13 protein-coding genes are annotated in these 18,625 nt (G+C 74.6%); 7 read left to right on the forward strand and 6 right to left on the reverse strand.

The window, feature by feature from the left end; genetic code table 11:
• Nucleotides 1-3: 3 nt before the first annotated feature.
• The 5 genes from ACGF15_RS06470 to eccE form a co-directional block, all read right to left on the reverse strand.
• Nucleotides 4-1,932: an ABC transporter substrate-binding protein gene (locus ACGF15_RS06470; RefSeq protein ID WP_392797041.1), complete on the reverse strand. Its 1,929-nt coding sequence runs from the start codon at nucleotides 1,930-1,932 to the stop codon at nucleotides 4-6.
• Between the two features lie 201 nt (nucleotides 1,933-2,133).
• On the reverse strand, nucleotides 2,134-4,971 hold the full coding sequence (locus ACGF15_RS06475) for an SCO5717 family growth-regulating ATPase (RefSeq protein WP_392797042.1): 2,838 nt from the start codon (nucleotides 4,969-4,971) through the stop codon (nucleotides 2,134-2,136).
• A gap of 328 nt (nucleotides 4,972-5,299) precedes the next feature.
• Nucleotides 5,300-5,533, reverse strand: coding sequence for a DUF397 domain-containing protein (locus tag ACGF15_RS06480; protein WP_345614041.1), 234 nt, complete (start codon nucleotides 5,531-5,533; stop codon nucleotides 5,300-5,302).
• A gap of 201 nt (nucleotides 5,534-5,734) precedes the next feature.
• Nucleotides 5,735-6,448 (reverse strand): hypothetical protein, encoded by a 714-nt coding sequence (locus tag ACGF15_RS06485; protein ID WP_345614040.1) that lies wholly within the window; start codon nucleotides 6,446-6,448, stop codon nucleotides 5,735-5,737.
• Complete coding sequence (eccE, locus tag ACGF15_RS06490) at nucleotides 6,448-7,812, reverse strand: type VII secretion protein EccE (protein ID WP_392797043.1); 1,365 nt, start codon at nucleotides 7,810-7,812, stop codon at nucleotides 6,448-6,450. Before eccE ends, ACGF15_RS06485 begins: the two co-directional genes overlap by 1 nt.
• A 179-nt stretch (nucleotides 7,813-7,991) precedes the next feature.
• On the opposite strand from eccE, the gene eccB reads away from it, so the two are divergent.
• The 5 genes from eccB (at nucleotide 7,992) to ACGF15_RS06515 (ending at nucleotide 12,022) form a co-directional block, all read left to right on the forward strand.
• Nucleotides 7,992-9,515 carry a type VII secretion protein EccB gene (gene eccB, locus ACGF15_RS06495; protein ID WP_392797044.1) on the forward strand — a complete coding sequence of 508 codons (1,524 nt, stop codon included), beginning with the start codon at nucleotides 7,992-7,994 and terminating at the stop codon, nucleotides 9,513-9,515.
• A gap of 11 nt (nucleotides 9,516-9,526) precedes the next feature.
• Nucleotides 9,527-10,798 (forward strand): type VII secretion-associated serine protease mycosin, encoded by a 1,272-nt coding sequence (gene mycP / locus ACGF15_RS06500; protein ID WP_392797045.1) that lies wholly within the window; start codon nucleotides 9,527-9,529, stop codon nucleotides 10,796-10,798.
• A 195-nt stretch (nucleotides 10,799-10,993) separates the two neighbouring features.
• On the forward strand, nucleotides 10,994-11,188 hold the full coding sequence (locus ACGF15_RS06505) for a hypothetical protein (protein WP_392797046.1): 195 nt from the start codon (nucleotides 10,994-10,996) through the stop codon (nucleotides 11,186-11,188).
• Between the two features lie 78 nt (nucleotides 11,189-11,266).
• Nucleotides 11,267-11,605, forward strand: a complete 339-nt coding sequence (locus ACGF15_RS06510; RefSeq protein WP_256522721.1) for a WXG100 family type VII secretion target — start codon at nucleotides 11,267-11,269, stop codon at nucleotides 11,603-11,605.
• A gap of 114 nt (nucleotides 11,606-11,719) precedes the next feature.
• Entirely contained in the window at nucleotides 11,720-12,022 is a 303-nt protein-coding gene (locus ACGF15_RS06515) for a WXG100 family type VII secretion target (RefSeq protein ID WP_345614035.1), read from the forward strand.
• A gap of 181 nt (nucleotides 12,023-12,203) precedes the next feature.
• Here the strand turns inward: ACGF15_RS06515 and eccCa are convergent, their stop codons facing one another.
• Nucleotides 12,204-16,166: a type VII secretion protein EccCa gene (gene eccCa, locus ACGF15_RS06520; protein WP_362608512.1), complete on the reverse strand. Its 3,963-nt coding sequence runs from the start codon at nucleotides 16,164-16,166 to the stop codon at nucleotides 12,204-12,206.
• Between the two features lie 232 nt (nucleotides 16,167-16,398).
• On the opposite strand from eccCa, the gene eccD reads away from it, so the two are divergent.
• Both eccD and rpsO read left to right on the forward strand, forming a co-directional pair.
• Nucleotides 16,399-17,895 (forward strand): type VII secretion integral membrane protein EccD, encoded by a 1,497-nt coding sequence (gene eccD, locus ACGF15_RS06525; RefSeq protein ID WP_345614033.1) that lies wholly within the window; start codon nucleotides 16,399-16,401, stop codon nucleotides 17,893-17,895.
• 155 nt (nucleotides 17,896-18,050) lie between these two features.
• The gene (rpsO, locus tag ACGF15_RS06530) at nucleotides 18,051-18,338 is read left to right on the forward strand and encodes a 30S ribosomal protein S15 (protein WP_033529274.1); all 288 of its coding nucleotides are present in this window, start codon (nucleotides 18,051-18,053) and stop codon (nucleotides 18,336-18,338) included.
• Nucleotides 18,339-18,625: the final 287 nt, after the last annotated feature.

The following is an 18,625-nucleotide window of genomic DNA, read 5'->3' on the forward strand; positions in this document are numbered from 1 at the left end:
CGGCTACTCACGGTCGTCCGCCGTGGACCGGCGGCGCATCACCACGACCGAGCCGGCCGCCACCGCCAGCAGCACGGCCGCCCCGGCGCCGAGCGCGAACCCGGTGGCCGCCCCGCCGCCGGAGGCCTCGCGGGGGGCGGCCGGCTCGGCCGACCACCAACTCCAGTAGCCGTCCTGCCCGTAGATGTTCCCGGCTGCCTCCGGCATCGTGGTGAGGGAGGCGATGTGGTCGGTCCGGTAGGCCTCCATCGCGTTCGGGTAGGCCAGGATGTTCATGTACCCCGTGTCGTACAGCCGCGACTGCATCCGTTTGACCAGTGCGGCCCGCTTCTCCGGGTCGTACTCGGCCGCCTGCCGCTCGTACAGCTCGTCGTAGGTCCGGTCGCAGATGAAGTTGTCCGTGGCGCCGCTCGCCCCGGGTGTCTCCGGCAGCGCGGCGCAGGTGTGGATGGCGAGCACGAAGTCCGGGTCGGGGTTGACCGACCAGCCGTCGAAGGCGAGGTCGTAGTCCCCCTTCAGCCAGGGGTCGGAGACGTTGTCCAGGCACTCGACGGTGAGCGTGATCCCCAACGCGCCCCACCACTCCTGGAGGTAGCGGCCCACCGCCTTGTCGTTGGGGTCCGTGGCGTGGCACAGCAGCCGCAGTTCCAGCGGCCTGCCGTCGGGACCGGCGCGGCGGCCGTCGCCGCCCTTGCGGTACCCCGCCTCGTCGAGAAGTCGTGCGGCGCGCTGCGGGTCGTGGCCGATGCGCCGGCCGGGGCCGGGCTCCCAGAAGTACCGGGAGAAGCGCGGCGGTATGTACCCCTCTCCTTCCACCGCATGCCCCTGGAAGACCCTGGCGACGAGCGCGGTGCGGTCCACGGCGTGGAAGAGCGCCCTGCGTACGCCGGGGTCGAGCAGCGCGGGGTGGCCGTTGCCGAAGGACGTACCGTCCTGGGCGCGGGCGCCCGGGTTGACGGCCAGGGCGAGGAAGCGGCGCCCGGGTGCGTCGTTGACCGCGATGTCCCCCGCCTCCTCCAGCGAGTCCGCCTGGGCGGGGGTGAGCCCCTGCACGAAGGAGACCTCCCCCTTGCGCAGCGCGGACACCGCCGCGTCCCCGTCCTTGTAGTACCGGAAGACCAGTTCGTCGAAGCCCGGCGCGCCGCGCCAGAAGTCCTTGTTGGCCTCCAGCCGGATGTAGCGGTCCACTTCGAAGCCGGTGATCACGAAGGGCCCGTTGCCCACCACGGGGAAGGCGGCGTCGTTGCCGAAGGCGGCGAAGTCGTCGACCTTCTCCCAGACGTGCCGGGGCACGATCGGCACGTCCAGCGCGGTCATCGTCGCCTGGGGCTTCTTCAGCTCGATGACCAGGGTCGTCGGGTCGGGCGCCGTGACCCTGCGGAAGTTGGCGGTGAAGCTGCCGTTCGCGGTGGCGGCGTCCGGGTCCCGCATCATCGTGGTGAAGGTCCAGGCGGCGTCCTCGGCGGTGGCGGGCCGTCCGTCGGACCAGGTCGAGTCGGAGCGGATGGTGAACGTCCAGGTGAGCTTGTCCGCCGACGCCTTCCAGGCGGTGGCGAAGCCCGGGACGGTGCGGCCGTCGGCGGGGTCGTAGTTGGTCAGGTACTCGTAGGCGAGGCGGTGGATCGAGGTGCTGACCAGGCGCTGGGCCAGGAAGGGGCTGAGAGAGTCGACGCTCTGCGACACGGCGACGGTGAGCACCCGGCGCTCCCCGTCCCCCTCGGCGGTCCGGCCCGGTGCGGCGGCGGGTGCGAGGGCAGTCGGGTGCGCGGCCGCTGCGGGGGAGGGCAGGGCGGGGAGCAGCAGAGCGGCGAGTGCGGCCGCCACGGCGGAGGCGCGGAGGGCGGGGGAGCGGAAGGCGGGAGCGCGCCGGGCGGGGGAGCGGGGGACGGGGGTGCGGTGCCACGGAGTGCGGGCTAATGCGGGCAGGCGCATGGGCGGTGACCTCGCGTCAGGTGTCGCCGGGACGAGACGGGCGGGTGAGCTCGGGTTCGCTCTCGGGTGAAGCGACGGTGCATCCCTGTGGTCATGCCGCGTCAGCGGCCGCCCAAACCCCCGGTGGGCTGCGGGGACACGGCGAAGGGCCTGCACCGGACTCCCGGTGCAGGCCCTGAAGGGGTGTAGACCTCTGCCGCCCTACTGCTGAGGGGCCGGCGGCGGCGGAGGCTGCTGACCGGGCCAGCCCTGAGGCGGGACGTGGCCCCCCTGGGCCGGGTCGGCGGGAGCGGGCTCCTGCGGAGAGGTGGGGGACCCCGGTGCCCCCGCCGCCCCCGGGGCGGCACCCTGACCGGGGAACGGCCCCTGCTGCCACGCCTGGGGCGCCGGTGCCTGCGGAGGCCCGGCGTACCCCTGCGGCGGGTGCGGGTGCGGGTGCGGGTACTGGGGCGGGACCGGGGGCTGTGCCTGCGGGGGACGGGGCTGCCCGGGCGCCGGGGGGTACCCCTGCTGCCAGGGCTGCCCGCCCGCCGCCCCCGGAGGCACCTGAGGCGCCCCGTGCGGACCGCCGGGGTGGCCGGGCATCGGCGGTGCCGCCTGCGGCGGCGGGTTGCCGTCCGCCGTCCACAGGCCCTGCTGCTGCTGGGCCCTGGCGAAGTCCTCGGCGATCAGCGCCGAGAGGTTGAAGTACGCCTCCCGGGTCTTGGGGCGCATCATGTCGAGGTCCACCTCGGCACCGGCGGCCAGGTGCTCGTCGAAGGGCACCACGACCACCCCCCGGCAGCGCGTCTGGAAGTGCGCCACGATGTCGTCGACCTTGATCATCTTTCCGGTCTCCCGCACCCCCGAGATCACCGTGACGGACCGCTGCACCAACTCGGCGTACCCGTGGGCGGAGAGCCAGTCCAGGGTCGTCGAAGCGCTGCTCGCACCGTCCACGGACGGAGTGGAGATGATGATGAGCTGGTCGGCCAGGTCCAGCACACCGCGCATCGCGCTGTACAGCAGACCCGTTCCCGAGTCCGTCAGGATGATCGGGTACTGGCGGCCCAGCACGTCGATCGCCCGCCGGTAGTCCTCGTCGTTGAACGTGGTGGACACGGCCGGGTCCACGTCGTTGGCGATGATCTCCAGCCCGGAGGGCGCCTGCGAGGTGAAGCGCCGGATGTCCATGTACGAGTTCAGGTACGGGATCGCCTGCACCAGGTCCCGGATGGTGGCCCCGGTCTCCCGCCGCACCCGGCGCCCGAGCGTCCCGGCGTCGGGGTTGGCGTCGATGGCGAGGATCTTGTCCTGGCGCTCGGTGGCCAGCGTCGAGCCCAGTGCCGTGGTGGTGGTGGTCTTGCCGACCCCGCCCTTCAGGGAGATCACCGCGATCCGGTAGCAGGACAGCACCGGGGTGCGGATCAGCTCCAGCTTCCGCTGGCGCTCCGCCTCCTCCTTCTTCCCGCCGAGCTTGAAGCGGGAGGCGGCCGAGGGGCCGCGACTCGACTTGGGCTTCTGCCTGTTGCTGCGCAGCAGCCTGTCGGAGGAGAGCTCCACGGCCGCGGTGTAGCCGAGCGGCGCACCCGGGACGGAGCGCTCCCGCTGGTCGTGGGCGACGGGCGTCGGCCAGGCGCCACCGGTCCTCGGATCGACCGCCGCCCCCGGAGCCTGCCCGGCCGGTGGTGTCTGCTGGGGGAAGCCGTAGCCGCTCTGTTCGGCGGGGGGTGCCTGCGGGGGCAGGTGGCCGGGTGTGTGGGGGGTCCCCGGTGCCTGGGGCGGGACGGTGGTCGGTGGTGTCTGCTGGGGGAAGCCGTAGCCGCCGTGCGCGGCCGGGGGTGCCTGCGGGGGCAGGTGGCCGGGCGCGGGGTGCCCGTGTGGGGCACCGTGGCCTCCGGCAGGCGCGTCCGCCGGGGGCTGCGGGGCGGCCGGGCCCTGCGCGGGGCCTCCGGCCTGCGGTGTCGGCTGCCCGGTCCCGGGCCACTGCTGCGCGGGGGCGGGCGCGGCCGGGTGGTACGAGGGCGGCAGCGGCGGCAGACCCGGAGGCAGCGCGGCGTCCGGGACGCCGGGCACGGGGGTCCCCGGGGGACCGGCCGCCACCGGGACGTCCGGGGCGGCGGGGCCGGGCTCGGGCGCCGCGGCGGGACTGGGTGCGGCGGCCTCCGGCGCGCCGGTGCCGCCCTCCGGGACGGCTCCGGGCCCTTCCGGAGGAACGGCCGGAGCACCGCCGCCGTCCGGCAGCGGGCCGTCGCCGTCGAAGTCCCGCCCGTGCCCGGCCGAGGCATCGGCCTGCGGGGAGCCACCGTCCTCCGGCAGCGGCCCGTCGGCCGGAAGGGCCGACGGCGCGGTCCGCGCGGACGGCTCCTCGGCGGGATCCTCGTCCCCGGCGGCCGCCGGTGCGGCCTCGGGGGGCACCGGGGCGCCGGGGTCCTGCGCGCCGGCTACCGAGGCCGCGGGAGCGGCGGCATCCGCTGCGGTGTCCGGGGCGTCGGCCGCCCCGGGGGCGGCCTCCGGCGCGGTCGGGGCACCGCCCCGGGCCGCCTCCCCGGCGGCCGCGCGCTCGGCGATCTCCCGGCGGAGGGCCGCGGGGGAGAAGCGCATCGTCGCGCCGCTCTCGACGTCGCCGCCCGCACCGCCGCCCGCCGGCTCGGGGGCGGCGGAGGGGGCGTGCGCCTCGGCCGCCGACGCCGGGACGGCCCCCGGACCGGGGGCGCCCGGGGCGGGCGCGGGAGGCTCCCGGTGCGCCGACGGCCCGCCGTCCGCGCCGGGAGCCCGGTCCGGCGCCGGGGCGGAGGCGGGCGGGTTCGGCGGCGCGATGGACCAGTTGGGCTCGTACCCGCCGTCCGAGGGCAGCCCCGGCACCGGGGCCCCCTGCGGCGGAGGGGGCGGGTCCTGCGCGGCCGCCCCACCGGAGGTGTCCGCCGACGCGTTCTGCGTGTACCAGGCGGGAGGGGTGTAGTCGATGGTGAACTCGCCCGTCAGCTCGACGGACTCCGCGTCGGACTCGTCGACGGGAAGGTTCCAGCCCCCGTGGATGTCGTCCCGATCGCCGTTCACTGTGCCTCCTGAAGTGGTCGAGCACCCTGGTGCCGTCATGGGTGTGGGGGCCACCGTTTCACTCCGGACGGGCCCGGCTCTCCCCCCGCGCACGGCAGGCGCGACCGAAGGGCCGCGCACCGCGCGCCCCACCCACCCTAGTCGCCGCCCGCGCCACTGCGTCAGGCCCGTCCGCCCCCGGCCGGTGTCCCGTGCGTCACGCCGTGGAGGCGGGGGGACGCGGGCTGCGGGTGCGCACCGTCAACGTCCGCGGCCGGAGGGGCCGATGGCATCCGCACCGGGGCGGGCGCCGGGATCCGTACCGGGGGCGCTCAGGAGCGGCTCCCGGTCACCTGAGGTCGAACTCGCCGTCCCGGGCACCGAGGACGAAGGCCCGCCACTCCGCCTCGGTGTAGCGCAGCACCGTCTCCGGGTCCAGCGACGAGCGCATCGCGACGGCACCGCCGGGCAGATGCGCGATCTCCACGCGCTCCTCGTCGGGGCTGGTCCCCGGAGGGCCCTGCCACTCCACGTCGGAGATGTCCAAGGCGTACAGCTCGTCCTTCTCCTGCGCGCTGCCCACGTGTTCCCCTTCCGCCACTGCCGTGCCGATGACCGGAGGTCCCGCGGCACCGGCGGGAGTTCCGGCGCGGCGCCACCCCTGCATCCTAGTGCCGCGCCGGGCGGCGCCCGGCCCGCTGCGGGCGAAGTCCGGTCGGCGGGACGGGAGTACGCCGCGACCCGGTACGGGCCGAGGACCCCCGCGCCCACCCGGGAGCAGGGGTCAGTCCATCCGGCGCGGCGAACCGAGCAGCCCCGACTCGGCGTCCGTCGCGCTCGTCATGATCCACTGGCGGTCCTTGCCCGCGCACCAGAGCGTGACGCCGTCGGCCAGCGTCGGCAGCGCGGCCACCTCCTGCTCCGCCAGCCCCAGGATGCGCCCGATCTGCCCGGCCTCCTGCGGCGACACCCGCTGGATGCCCACCAGCGTCGAGGACCGCAGCAACCGGGGCGCCACCGGGCTCAGATACGGCAGCAGCGTCACCACCGACTGCCAGGGCGAGGACACCACCCGGCCGCGCGGCGGCCGCATGCCGCAGTCCCGGAGGACGACCACGGGGCTTCCGACCGAGGCGCCCATCGGCGGCACCCGCCCCACCTCGTGCAGGGTGATGCACTCAAGTCCCGCCCCCGCCGCCTGGGCGAGCGTCGTCCACGCCTGCGGCCGTCCGGTCTCCACGGTCACGCGGGCACCGGTGCCGGCCGCGCGCAGCGCCAGGACCTGGGCGGTCCACAGACCGCCGATCAGCAGGACGTCGTAGGGGGTCGAGCGGTGCAGCCCCAGCATCTGGGACCGGCCCTCGGCGTCCTCGCCGACGACCACGCCGTCGTCGCCCACGGGCAGGGAGAGCGCACCGAGGTCCGTCGCGGGCAGCGAGTGCCCCGCCTGACGCGGACCCAGCAGGGAGCGCAGGCTTCCGGTCGTCAGCCCGGCCATCAGCGGACACCTCCGAGCGGCAGGGTGGCCAGGGCGCCCGGCAACTGCTCGCGGTCCAGTCGCAGCAGGCCGACCTTCGCACCGCGTGCGGCCTGCTCCAAGTCGCGCCGTACGCCGACCAGTTCCGTGTCCGAGGCGCCGGTGATGCGCACATGGCCCGCGATGTCCACCGCCCCCTGCCGCACGCCCCGCCGCACGGTGAGGCTGATCGTCGTCGCATACGCCGGAACCCCGGTCAGCAGGGCGACCAGTTGCGGCAGCGGTGTCGCCGCCCGGCCCAGCTCCGGCCAGCGGCCCACCGCGTAGGCGGTGTGCCAGCGGTCGTCGCAGCGCCAGACCCGGGAGGTCTCCGCGGTACGGCGCTGCGACGCGGTGTCGGGCCGCCCGGCCCGGGCAGCCGCCCTGGGCGAGGCGCAGGCGGCCGTGGCCACCGCCGAGTTGAGCCCCTCCTGGTCGAGCACCGCGGCACGGAACCCGGCCCCGGTCACCCGGCTCGCCACATGGTCGGCCAGCCGCACCAGGCACCGCTGGGCGCCGGGGACGCCTCCGCCGCGCGCCTGGACGGCCTCCCGGCACTGCTCCGGGTCCAGCTTCACCGCGATCCACGTCATCCGCAGGGCCGGTGCGCCGGTGCGCTCCTGGAGCGGGGCGTAGGACAGGCGGGCCACCGACTGCTGCGGCAGATGGGGAGCCGGGGCCGGGCGCACCTGCTGCACCAACTGCACGGACTCCGCGGCGATGTCGTCCACCCGCAGCGCGTCGCCCAGCAGCGCCAGTGACAGGGCCCGCGCGCCCGAGGAGGGCCGCAGGGCGGCACCCTCCGCCTCCACCCGGATCACGGCCGTCAGGAAGGACCCGTCGCCGAGCATCCCCACCGTGCGCCGGTCGCGGTCGACATAGGGGAACGGCCGGAGGCCGGGCACGCTCTCGGCGACCGGGGCCAGCGAGGCGTCGGCCTCCGGCGGCGCCGGGAGGGTGCGCTTCCTGCGGGAGCGCAGCGCACGGGCGGTGGACAGCCAGTCCTGCACGGCCTGCCCGCGCCGGCGCACGACCGCGAGCAGGGCGAGCAGCCCGGCCGCCGTCGCCGCGGGCACCAGCCACAGCCCGCCGAGCACCAGGCCGACGGCGACCAGGGCCAGCGCGGCCTGGAGCAGCACCAGTTGGCGCAGCGGGAACGGGCCGATGCGGTCCGCCCGGGACAGCGGACGCAGCACCGTCCGCGCGGGGGGCCCCGCCGGGGAGGGGGCCGCGGCGGACCGGCTTCGGGCGGAGGGGTTGCTGCGTTGCCGCCGGGAAGTCCCGGCCCGACTGCCGGGCGTCCGGCCGGTGGTCCGCCCGTTGCGCGCGCGCGTCGCCGTCCCCATCGCCGCGTTGCCCCCTCGTGTCCGTATTGGCCAACTTCCGCTTGGGTGTTGACCGGGCGATCAGCCTACCTGAGCACATGGGCGCCGATCGCGACAGGCATAGTAGGGGGGCACGGTCGGGCCGTGACCGACGTGTGTGGGAACCCGGCCGCCCGACGGGGAAGAGGGACTGCGGACAGATGGCATCACGACGGGACGAGCTGAACGCCTACACCTTCGCGAAGCGGAGACTGGTGGCGCAGTTCCTTCAGCCGAACACCACCGGCTCGGAGGAGGGCGCCCCGCGCCCCCTGCGGGCGGTCGCACCCGGTGCCGTCGTCGGAGTCGTCGTGCTCGCAGTCTTCGGCGCCTGGGGCATGTTCAAGCCGGTCGCGCCCAAGGGCTGGGACACCCCGGGGGAGAACGTCATCATCGCCAGCAAGTCGACCACCCGCTACGTGGTGCTGAAGACCGGGAAGAAGGTCCAGCTCCACCCCGTGCTCAACATGTCCTCGGCCAAGCTGCTGCTCTACCCGGACAAGGGCAAGGTCATCAACGTCGACGAGTCGGTGCTCGACAGCGGCAAGATCCCCCACGGCCCCACGCTCGGCATCCCCTACGCCCCCGACCGCCTGCCGAGCGCGGAGGAGGCCGGCTCGGCCAAGCGGTGGGTGGTGTGCGAACGCCCCGGCGGGGGCGGCCGGTCGATCCAGAAGGCCGCCTTCGTCCTCGCCGAGCGCGAGCAGGACCGCACCGAGGGGTCCGAACGGCTCACCGGCGGCGAACTCCTCCATGTCGAGGACCCCGACGGCAAGCGGTACATCGTCGACGCCCGGGGCACGGCGTACCCGGTGGCCGAGGACGAACTGCTGCTGCGCACCATCGTCGGCCGGGAGGGCACGCCCCAGAAGGTCTCCGGGGCCTGGCTGGACACCCTGCACAAGGGAGACGCCGTCACCTTCCCCGAGATCCCCGGGCAGCCCGGCGCACCCGCCGGAGTCGAGGGGCTCCCCGAGGAGGTGGACAGGGTCGGCATGGTCATCTCGGCCACCGACGGCACCCGCAAGCAGCGGTACGTGGTCCTGGAGGGCAGCGTCGCCCCCGTCTCGGACTTCACGGCCAAGCTGCTGCTGAACGCGAGCCGCCACGTGGAGCTGGGGCAGAACGGCCAGGCGTCCGCCGTCAGCGCCGGGGCCTTCCGTCCGGGGCGCGCCTTCAACGAGGACAGGCGGTGGCCCACCGCCGAGCCCGTGCCGGTCAACGAGGCGAGCACCCGGTCCGGCAGCCGCAACACCGTCTGCAACGTGCTGCGGAAGGTCGACGGGGACAAGGGGACCACCACCCTCAGCACCTGGGCCGGCGAAGCCTTCCCCGCCCCGCTGCCCACGGGCGCCACCAGCGCGTACGTCACCCCCGGATCCGGGCAGCTGTTCCGTCAGTTCAAGGGGGCCAAGACGGACTCCGGCTTCCTCTTCCTCGTCACCGACACCGGCCTGCGCTATGCGATGCAGTCCAACGGCGACAGCGCCTCGGACGACTCGGGCATCGGCTCCTCGGGCACCGGGGAGGAGCGGCAGCAGCGCGCCACGGAGGCCGCGCAGGCGCAGAACCGCCTCGGGTACAAGGGCGTCGAGCCCCTGCCCGTCCCCGCGGCGTGGTCGACGTTCCTGCCCACCGGTCCCCGGCTCTCCACCGGCGCCGCCAGCCAGCCGCAGGGCTCCTGAGGGCGGACGGGATGACGCGCACACCACCGAACAGCGCCCGCGGGCACCGCAGGGCACTGCGCCCGGCCGTCGTCACGGCCGCCGCGGCCCTGGCCTTCGTCGGCCTGCCGCTGCCCACCGCGACCGCCGACGGCTCCAGCTGCTCCTATCCCGGCGAGGTCTACACGGGACGGCCCTGGGCGCTGCAGCGCGTCCTGCTGGACGAACTGTGGAAGCAGTCCACCGGGAAGGGCGTCCGGGTCGCCGTGATCGACAGCGGTGTCGACGCCCGCCACCCGCAGCTGAGGAAGGCCGTCGACACCAGGGCCGGCGCCAACCTCCTGCCGAAGGACGCCGAGGACGCGGGCGGCAACCCGCTGGAGCGCGGCAAGGAGGACGGCACCACCGACACCGCCGGCCACGGCACCAAGGTGGCGGGCATCATCGCCGCCCGCCCGGCCAAGGGCACCGGCTTCGTCGGGCTGGCCCCGGACGCCGTGATCATCCCCATCCAGCAGAACGACGCCGACGGCAACGGCAACGCCGCCACCCTGGCGCAGGCCATCCGGCACGCCATCGACCAGGACGCCGACGTCATCAACATCTCCCAGGACACCGCCGAGGCCGTCGAGCCGGAACCCGCGCTCAGGCAGGCCGTCGACGCGGCCCTGGCGGAGGAGATCGTCGTCGTCGCCTCGGCCGGGAACGACGGGCTGGGCGGCAACGTCAAGAAGACCTATCCCGCCTCCTATCCCGGGGTACTCGCCGTGGCGGCCTCCGACCGCAACAACGAGCGGGCGCCGTTCTCCCAGTCCGGCGAGTTCGTGGGCGTCGCGGCCCCGGGGGTGGACATCGTCTCCACCGTGCCCGGCGGCGGCCACTGCGCCGACCACGGCACGAGCTTCTCCGCGCCCTATGTCGCCGGACTGGCCGCGCTCGTGAAGGCCAAGCACGGCGACTGGACGGCCAGGGAGATCGTGGCCCAGATCCAGCAGACCGCGGAGCGCTCCGTCGCCGGACACGACCGCCTCGTCGGCTGGGGTGTGGTCGACCCGGTGCGCGCCCTGACCGAGGACGACGTGCGGATCGAGGAGCCCGTGGCGCACGAGGGCGTCACCCGTGCCGAGGCGCCGACCCCCGCGGAGGTCCATCTCGGGGAGAGCCCCCAGCAGCGCACCGCCCGCCTCGCGACCTATGTGGTCGTGGGCGGGGTCGTGCTGGTCGCCGCGACGAGCGGCGGCGCCGTGGCGGTCCGGGACTCACGGCGGCGGCGACGGGTCGGGCAGGGCGCCCCCGCGCGGTGACCAGGGGCGGATGCCTCCGCCCACCGTTGCAGCCGCACATGCGCAGCCATGGCCCGGACTGTTGAAGTCTCGTGACGGATAAGACACTTGGGCCCGAGTCGGCAGAGGCTAGAGTGAGGCGGGACGCCGCCGGAGGGCGGCGGGCTACCACGATCGCAACGCAGGACGACGGTAGCAAACGGGGAGGAACGGCTCATGTCCGAGCTGACGGTGACGGGGGAGGCCGCCGGGTACCCGTGCGGGGCCGTCGCGCCGGCGGCGCTCGGCGCCCCCGCGGTGAGCGCGGCCCTGGCGGGGCCCCCGGCCCCGCCCCCCGGCGCCGCGGAGCGCACCGGGAGCGGCCCGGCGCCGCGTCCGGCCGCCCGGAGCGGCTCCCGCTCGGGAGCGTGACCCCGCCGGCGGCCGGGCGCACGAGCCCCCCGGCAGCACAGCCAGCAGGAACGGCAGTTCAGAAAGGAAACCACCACCGTGTCGCAGGGCCAGAAGCTTTCCGATGAGCAACTCATCGCGCTGGAGAAGCAGATCCTGGAGAAGTTCAACTCGATCAAGGGTCAGCTCCACCAGATCCAGGGCACGATCGACAGCCTCGAAGGCCAGTGGAAGGGCATCGGAGCCGGTGCCTTCGACAAGAAGCAGTACGAGATCAACACCTCGATGGTGAACATCGGCAACATCCTCGCCAAGTACCTCGAGGCGATGAACGCGACGCGCAAGATCAAGGCGGGTACCGAGGACGACGTCCGCGCCGCCGTGCAGGCCATCAACGTCAACGACGGCGCGCCCAAGTCGAGCCTGGCCGGCCTGTAGTCCCGGCAGGGGAGCCGAGCCCCTCACCGGGCCCGGCCCCACGGGCCGACGGAGCCGGGCGGCTGCCCGGCGCGGGAGCCGGCCGGACACCACGAGAAGACGGAAGAGGTAACCATGGGAATGCACTCGAGCGACGAGCTCGTCGTCAAGTACGGCGCTCTCGACGCCACCGCCACTGTCCTCGGCAACCAGGCCAAGCGCCTGGAGGAGGACCTGCGGTCCATCAAGACGGCCGTGGCCAGCGTCGCCGCCGGCTGGGAGGGTGAGGCGCACACCTTCTACACGGAGCAGCAGGCGAAGTGGGACAAGGAGGCCGAGGACATCCACCGGGCCCTGACCCAGATCGCCCAGGTCGTCGCCAACGCCGGCGGCGACTACATGGGCGGCGACAAGAAGGCCGCCGGCTACTTCGCCTGAGCGCGGCGGGCGGTACGCCGCACGACGGCGACCAGGTGTGGGCACGCGCGAGGGGTGCCCACCCCGGGCCGTTCCCGGGGCGGGGTCCGCGGGAGCCGGCCCCGAGGCCCGGCGGCCGCTCCGCGGGGGCCGTACGAACGCCCCGCCTCCCCGGACCGGGGAGGCGGGGCGTTCGCCGTGCTCACACGGGGTCGCCCAGCCACCCCGTCTGGACCAGCGGGTTGCCCCGCTGCCGGGAGACGAAGACGCCCCGGCCCGGCGGCATCGGCCGCATCCGGGCGCCGAGCACGTCGCCCTCGTGCGGGTCGCCGGAGAGCAGCACGCCCTGCGCGCCCAGCTCCGTCATCCGCTGCATGAACGGCTCGTACGCGGCCCGGCTCACGCCCGCGCTGCTGCGGGCGATGATGAAGCGGACGCCCACGTCCCGCGCGAAGGGCAGGTGCTCGGTCAGCCGGGCGAGCGGGTTGCCGCTCGACGTCGACACCAGGTCGTAGTCGTCGACGACCACGAAGACCGACGGGCCCGTCCACCAGCTCCGGTCGCGCAGCTGCTGGGCCGTGACGTCGGCCGACGGCGTGCGCCGCTGCATCAGCTCCGCCAGCGCGTCCACATGGTGGTCCATGGCGTTGGACATCGGCACGTACTCCGCCAGGTGGGTGGCGGGGGTGACGTCCAGCAGCGCCCGGCGGTTGTCGATCACGAAGAACTTGGCCGCGGCGCCGTCGTAGCGCTCCGTCACCTGCTTGATGAGCAGCCGCAGCAGGTTCGACTTGCCGGACTCGCTCTCGCCGAACACCAGGAGGAACGGGTCCCGGTCGAAGTCCACGAACACCGGCTCCAGGGCGTTCTCGTCGATACCGAACGCCACCCCGCGCCGCGGCTCGGCGTGGCCGGCGGGCAGCCGGTGCGCGGGCAGTTCCCGCGGCAGCAGCCGCACCTGCGGGGCCCCGGCCCCGGTCCAGTGCCGCCCGACCTCCTGCGCCATCGCCGCGGTGGCCTCGGACAGGTCGCTGTCCGAGCTGATCGAGTCGATCCGCGGTACCGCGGCCATGAAGTGCAGCTTCTCCGGGACGAGGCCGCGCCCCGGCACCCCGCTCGGCACGTTCACCGCGATCTTGCGGTCCACCTCGGAGTCCATGACGTCGCCGAGCCGCAGCTCCAGCCGGTTCATGAGGTGGTCCTTGATGTTGGAGCGGACCTCCATGGAGCGGGAGGCGGTCAGCACCACGTGGATGCCGTAGCCGAGACCGCGCGAGGCCATGTCGAGGACCGCGTGCTCCAGCCCCTCGTAGTCGGCGCGGAAGCTGCCCCAGCCGTCGACGACCAGGAAGACGTCCCCCCAGGGCTGCTCCGCGGCCGGGATCTCCCCGCGGGCGCGGAGCCTGCGGTAGGTGGCGATGGAGTCGATCCCCGCGCTGCGGAAGTACTCCTCGCGGGCGTTCATGACGCCGTACACCTCGGCGACCGTCCGCCGCACCCGCTCGGGGTCCAGCCGGGAGGCCACGCCGCCGACGTGCGGCAGGCCCGCCACCGAGGACAGGCCGCCGCCGCCGAAGTCCAGGCCGTAGAACTGGACCTCCTGCGGGGTGTGGGTGAGGGCGAAGGCGGCGATCAGCGTCCGCAGCAGCGTGGACTTGCCCGACTGCGGGCCGCCGATGATCTGCATGTGCCCGGCGGCGCCCGAGAAGTCCCGGAAGAGCACGTCGCGCCGCTGCTCGAAGGGCTTGTCCACCACGCCCAGCGGGACGACGAGCCGGCCCGCGCCCTCGTACCCGGGCTGGGTCAGGCCGCGCCCCTCCACGGCGGTGAGTCCCGGCAGGAGCTCGTCCAGCGGCGGCGGGTTGTCCAGCGGGGGCAGCCACACCTGGTGCGCCTCCACGCCGCGGCCCTCCAGCCTGCGGACGACGACGTCGAGCACGGAGTCGGCGAGTGCGTCGTCCTCGGAGGTGCGCGCCTGCGGGACCTCCGCCCGCTGCTCCTGCACGTACCGCACCGGCACCGGTGCGGCGGTGAACAGCGCGGGCCGCCGGTCGACCGGGCGGGGGCCGCCGGTGCCGGCCGTGTGCCGGCCGCTCCGGTACACCCCGGAGACATAGGCGGCCTTGAAGCGCACCATCTCGTCGGTGCCGTACTTCAGGAAGCCGGAGCCGGGGACGTTCGGGAGCTGGTAGGCGTCCGGCACACCGATCGCGGCGCGCGACTCGGCGGCCGAGAAGGTCCGCAGACCGATCCGGTAGGACAGATAGGTCTCCAGACCCCGCAGCCGGCCCTCCTCCAGACGCTGGGAGGCCAGCAGCAGGTGCACGCCGAGGGACCGGCCGATCCGGCCGATCTGCACGAACATCTCGATGAAGTCGGGCTTGGCGGTGAGCAGTTCGCTGAACTCGTCGATCACCAGGACCAGCGAGGGGATGGGCTGGAGCGCCGCACCGGCGGCCCGTGCCTTCTCGTAGTCGTGGATGTTGGCGTAGTTGCCCGCGTCCCGCAGCATCTCCTGGCGGCGGTTGAGCTCGCCGCGGATGGAGTCGCCCATGCGGTCGACCAGCGTCAGGTCGTCGGCGAGGTTGGTGATGACGGCCGCGACGTGCGGCATCTGGGACATGCCGGCGAAGGTCGCGCCGCCCTTGAAGTCCGCGAGCACGAAGTTGAGCGTCTCGGACGAGTGGGTCACGGCCAGCCCGAGGACCAGCGTGCGCAGCAGCTCCGACTTGCCCGAACCGGTCGCCCCGACGCACAGCCCGTGCGGGCCCATGCCCTCCTGCGCGGCCTCCTTGAGGTCCAGCATGACCGGGGAGCCGCCCTCGCCGACGCCGATCGGCACCCGCAGCCGCTCCGACTGCGAGCGCGGCCGCCAGGTCCGCCCGACGTCCACCGAGGCGGCGTCGCCGAGGTTCAGCAGATCGGTGAAGTCCAGGTTGGCGAGCAGGGGTTCGTCGTCGTCCGAGCCCCCGCCCGCGCGCAGCGGGGCCAGCTGGCGGGCGAGCGCCTCGGCGGCCTCGGGGCCGAGCTGGTCCGGGGTCCCGTCGTAGACGAAGCCGTGACCGGACTCCAGCCGCAGCAGCCCCGGACGGACCGTGACGCTGAGCCCGCCGCGCTGCTCCGCCGCCTCGCCGGGCACCAGCTCCACCAGGGTCACGCCCTGGAGCCCCTCGGGCGAGGCCAGCGCCGAGGCCGGCGGAACGGACAGGCCGTCGAGCACGACCACGATGTGCGGCTGGTCCAGCAGCGGGTGCTCGGTGCCCTGGAAGCGCGGCCGCCCCTCCAGACGGACCGCCAGCAGGTCCTCCAGAGCGTGCGGGTCGGTGGCGATCAGCCGCCGGGTGCCGGCGCCGTCGCCCGGCCCGCCGTCCTGGCTGTGCGGCAGCCACTTGGCCCACTCCCAGTGTGCCGCCGCCTCCGGCCCCGCGCCCACCGCGACGACCAGGTCCTCGGGGGAGTGCAGCGCGGCCAGGGAGCCGACCATGGCCCGCACCGTGGCCCGGGCCGCATCCCGCTCGCCGCCGACGGACACCTGGTAGAAGGCCCGCAGCGAGAGCGCCATGGGGAGGTCGTCGACGGTGCCGTGGGCGGCCAGGAACTGCCGCATGGCGCCCGCGGTCAGCGGCTCCAGCTCGTCGACGGGGGCGGTGTCCGGCGCCACCAGCGGCGTCGCGAGCTGCTGGCTGCCGAGGCCGACGCGCACCTGCGCGAAGTCGCCGTCCCCGATCCGGCGCTCCCAGAGCCGGCTGCCCTCGGCCACCAGCGCCCACAGTTGCTCCGGCGAAGGGTGCAGATAGAACTGCGCGTCGCGCTGCCGGTGCGCCGTGCGCAGCACCGCACGCCGCGTCTGCGTCAGGTACTTGAGGTAGTCCCGGCGCAGATCCGCCAACTGCCCCTGGGTGCCGCGCCGGTAGCGCACCAGCATGGCGATGGCCATGGCCACCGTCGACGCGATCATGACCATGCCCATGATGCGCATCACGGGATTGGGCGTCATGAAGAAGAACACGACCGAGCCGCCCATGCCGAGCATCGGCAGGAGCTGCATCAGCGCGCCCTCCTGCTGGCCGCGGGGAAGTTCCGGCGGCGGTTGCAGCAGCACCTGCTCGCTGGGCACTTCGGACGGCAGCGCCCGTGGTGGGCGCTTGACGACGATCTGACTCACAGCTCACCAATTCCCGTTGCCGGGCGGAATGTTCCTATCGGCGCCCCCGTGGCGACGGCTTCCGCCCGCGGTGAGGGATCCTACTTGCGCGGTGCCGCGCGGCTGAGGGGTAGGGTGGCGCGGCGTTCTTTGCGTTCCGGTGAACTACTGCAAAAAGGGTCATTGGGAGCGCCCGCGCCGAACAGGCCCCACCAGCAGGCCAGATCACCACGAGGGGGAGCAGTACGTGAGCATGACGGCCTCAGCGCCGGCCGCCGGAACCGGTCCGGCGGCCGCCGTGACCGTGTCCGGCGGCGGCACCGGATTCTGCCGCGTCACCGTCGTCGCACCCGACGGCCGCGTGGACGTCGCCCTGCCCGACGACATCGCCGTCGCCGACCTGTACCCGGAGATCCTCCGCCTGTCCGGCCAGACCCCGGCCGAGGGCGCCCCGGTCGGCTACCACCTGGTGCGCCGCGACGGCACGGTCCTGGACGGCGGCCGCTCCCTCGCGCACCAGCGCATCCTCGACGGGGAGCTGCTGTCCCTGCGCCCCTTCGCCGAGTCCCTGGCCCCGGCGGTCTTCGACGACGTCTCCGACGCCGTCGCCTCCGCCGTGGCACGCGACCGCACCCTCTGGTCGGACGCCCTGATGCGCGGCGCGGGCCTCTTCGCGGGCTCCGCCCTGCTCGTGCTGCTCGCCTTCGTCCTGTGGTCCGCGGACCCGCGCCACGACATGCACGGGCTGCCCGGCATCCTCGCCGGCGTCGCCGCCGTGCTGCTCCTCGCGCTGGCCTGCACCCGCGCCCGGGTCTACGACGACCGTGCGTCCGCCGTGGCCGTGGGCATCGGCGCGATGGCGAACGCGGCCGTCGGCGGCTCCGGACTGCTGCCGCCCGGGGCGGGCGAGGGCGTCGGCAGGCTCCAGTTCCTGCTGGCCTGCGCGGCCGTCCTGCTCTGGGCCGTCGTGCTCACCTTCGTGGCACCCGCCGGGGACGGGCCCTTCGTCGCCTTCGCCCTCGCCGCCGCCCTGGGCATGGCCGCCACCTTCGCCGCCGTGCTGGCCGAGCTCACCCCCTCCGAGGCCGCCGCGCTCTGCGCCCCGGTCGCCGTCGGGGCCCTCGCCTTCCTGCCCGGGCTCTCCACCCGCTTCGCCCGGCTGCCGATCGGCTTCGACCCGCCGCGCACCGGCGTCGGCGGCGACCCCGACCCCGAGCCGGCCGGACCGGTGGACGCCGAGCGCATCGGCGCCCAGGCGCGCCGCGGCCACGAGCTGCTGGTCGGCCTCGTCGGGGGCTGCGCCCTCACCGCGGTCGGCGCCGCCGCGGTGCTGGGCTTCTCGGACGACGTCTGGGCCCGGCTGCTCGCCTTCTCCACCGGCGTCGCGATGCTGATGCGCGCCCACCTCTTCCGCTACACCGCGCAGGTCGCCTGCGCCCTGGCCGCGGGGCTCGGCGCGCTGCTCCTGCTCGGCACCGGTCTCGCGCTGAACCCGCCCGCCGAGATGGTGCACGACGCCCTGCGGGGGCAGGGCGCGGCCCTCGACGTCCGCACCATCTGGCTGTCGGCCGCGGTCGCCGCCGTCGCCGCGGCGCTGACGGCCATCGGCCTGATCGTCCCGCGCAAGGGGGTGACCCCGTTCTGGGGCCGCTTCCTGGAGATCGCCGAGAGCTTCGTCCTGCTCACGCTGATCCCGCTGTGCCTGGCGGTCTTCGGCGTCTACCACTCCATCCGCGCACTGACCTCCTGAACCGCCTGGTAGGGTGTCCGGTGGCCGTATGTGTGCGCGCCCCCGGGCTCCCCGGGGCGGCGCCCATCGGACCTCCGCCTCCGAGTCACGGAAGCTCCCCTGAGACAGAGACCAGGGGCACTCGCGGGCGCATCGCACACCAAGAGGAGTACCGAGTGTCTCTCGACGCCGCCACGAAGAAGCAGATCATCAGCGAGTTCGGCACCAAGGAGGGCGACACCGGCTCCCCCGAGGTCCAGGTCGCCATGCTCTCCCGCCGCATCTCGGACCTGACCGAGCACCTCAAGACCCACAAGCACGACCACCACTCCCGCCGTGGTCTGCTGATCCTGGTCGGTCAGCGCCGCCGTCTGCTGCAGTACCTGGCCAAGAAGGACATCCAGCGCTTCCGTACGCTGGTCGACCGCCTCGGCATCCGCCGCGGTGCGGCCGGCGCCAAGTAACGCGCTCGCAAGGGAGCGGTTCCCGCAGTCGGGAGCCGCTCCCTTCGCCGTACCGGCCCGCGGCCGTCCTCGCCGCGCCGCCGGGAGCGGGGCTCCCGCCCCCTTCCGGCAGGGCCCGTACGCCGCTCCGACCCCCCTCGGGGCGGCCGCCGCACCGCCGCCGCGCACGCCTGTGCGTGCGCGACCGGCCGTACGGCAACTAGTCTGGTCACAAACGCACCAGCGACACAGGAGGGAAGCCGCCTGCCCGCCGCCGGTCCTCGGTAGTGGCCCCCGGACACACACGA

The sequence above is a fragment of the Streptomyces sp. NPDC048001 genome (assembly GCF_043203115.1).
Classification (GTDB): domain Bacteria; phylum Actinomycetota; class Actinomycetes; order Streptomycetales; family Streptomycetaceae; genus Streptomyces; species Streptomyces sanyensis.

What these genes read in the sequence shown, in the direction of transcription:
- ACGF15_RS06470 (WP_392797041.1), bottom strand. Translation starts at nt 1,932, where the DNA reads ATGCGCCTGCCCGCATTAGCCCGCACTCCGTGGCACCGCACCCCCGTC.
- ACGF15_RS06485 (WP_345614040.1), bottom strand. Translation starts at nt 6,448, where the DNA reads ATGGCCGGGCTGACGACCGGAAGCCTGCGCTCCCTGCTGGGTCCGCGT.
- eccE (WP_392797043.1), bottom strand. Translation starts at nt 7,812, where the DNA reads ATGGGGACGGCGACGCGCGCGCGCAACGGGCGGACCACCGGCCGGACG.
- eccB (WP_392797044.1), top strand. Translation starts at nt 7,992, where the DNA reads ATGGCATCACGACGGGACGAGCTGAACGCCTACACCTTCGCGAAGCGG.
- mycP (WP_392797045.1), top strand. Translation starts at nt 9,527, where the DNA reads ATGACGCGCACACCACCGAACAGCGCCCGCGGGCACCGCAGGGCACTG.
- ACGF15_RS06505 (WP_392797046.1), top strand. Translation starts at nt 10,994, where the DNA reads ATGTCCGAGCTGACGGTGACGGGGGAGGCCGCCGGGTACCCGTGCGGG.
- ACGF15_RS06515 (WP_345614035.1), top strand. Translation starts at nt 11,720, where the DNA reads ATGGGAATGCACTCGAGCGACGAGCTCGTCGTCAAGTACGGCGCTCTC.
- eccD (WP_345614033.1), top strand. Translation starts at nt 16,399, where the DNA reads ATGACGGCCTCAGCGCCGGCCGCCGGAACCGGTCCGGCGGCCGCCGTG.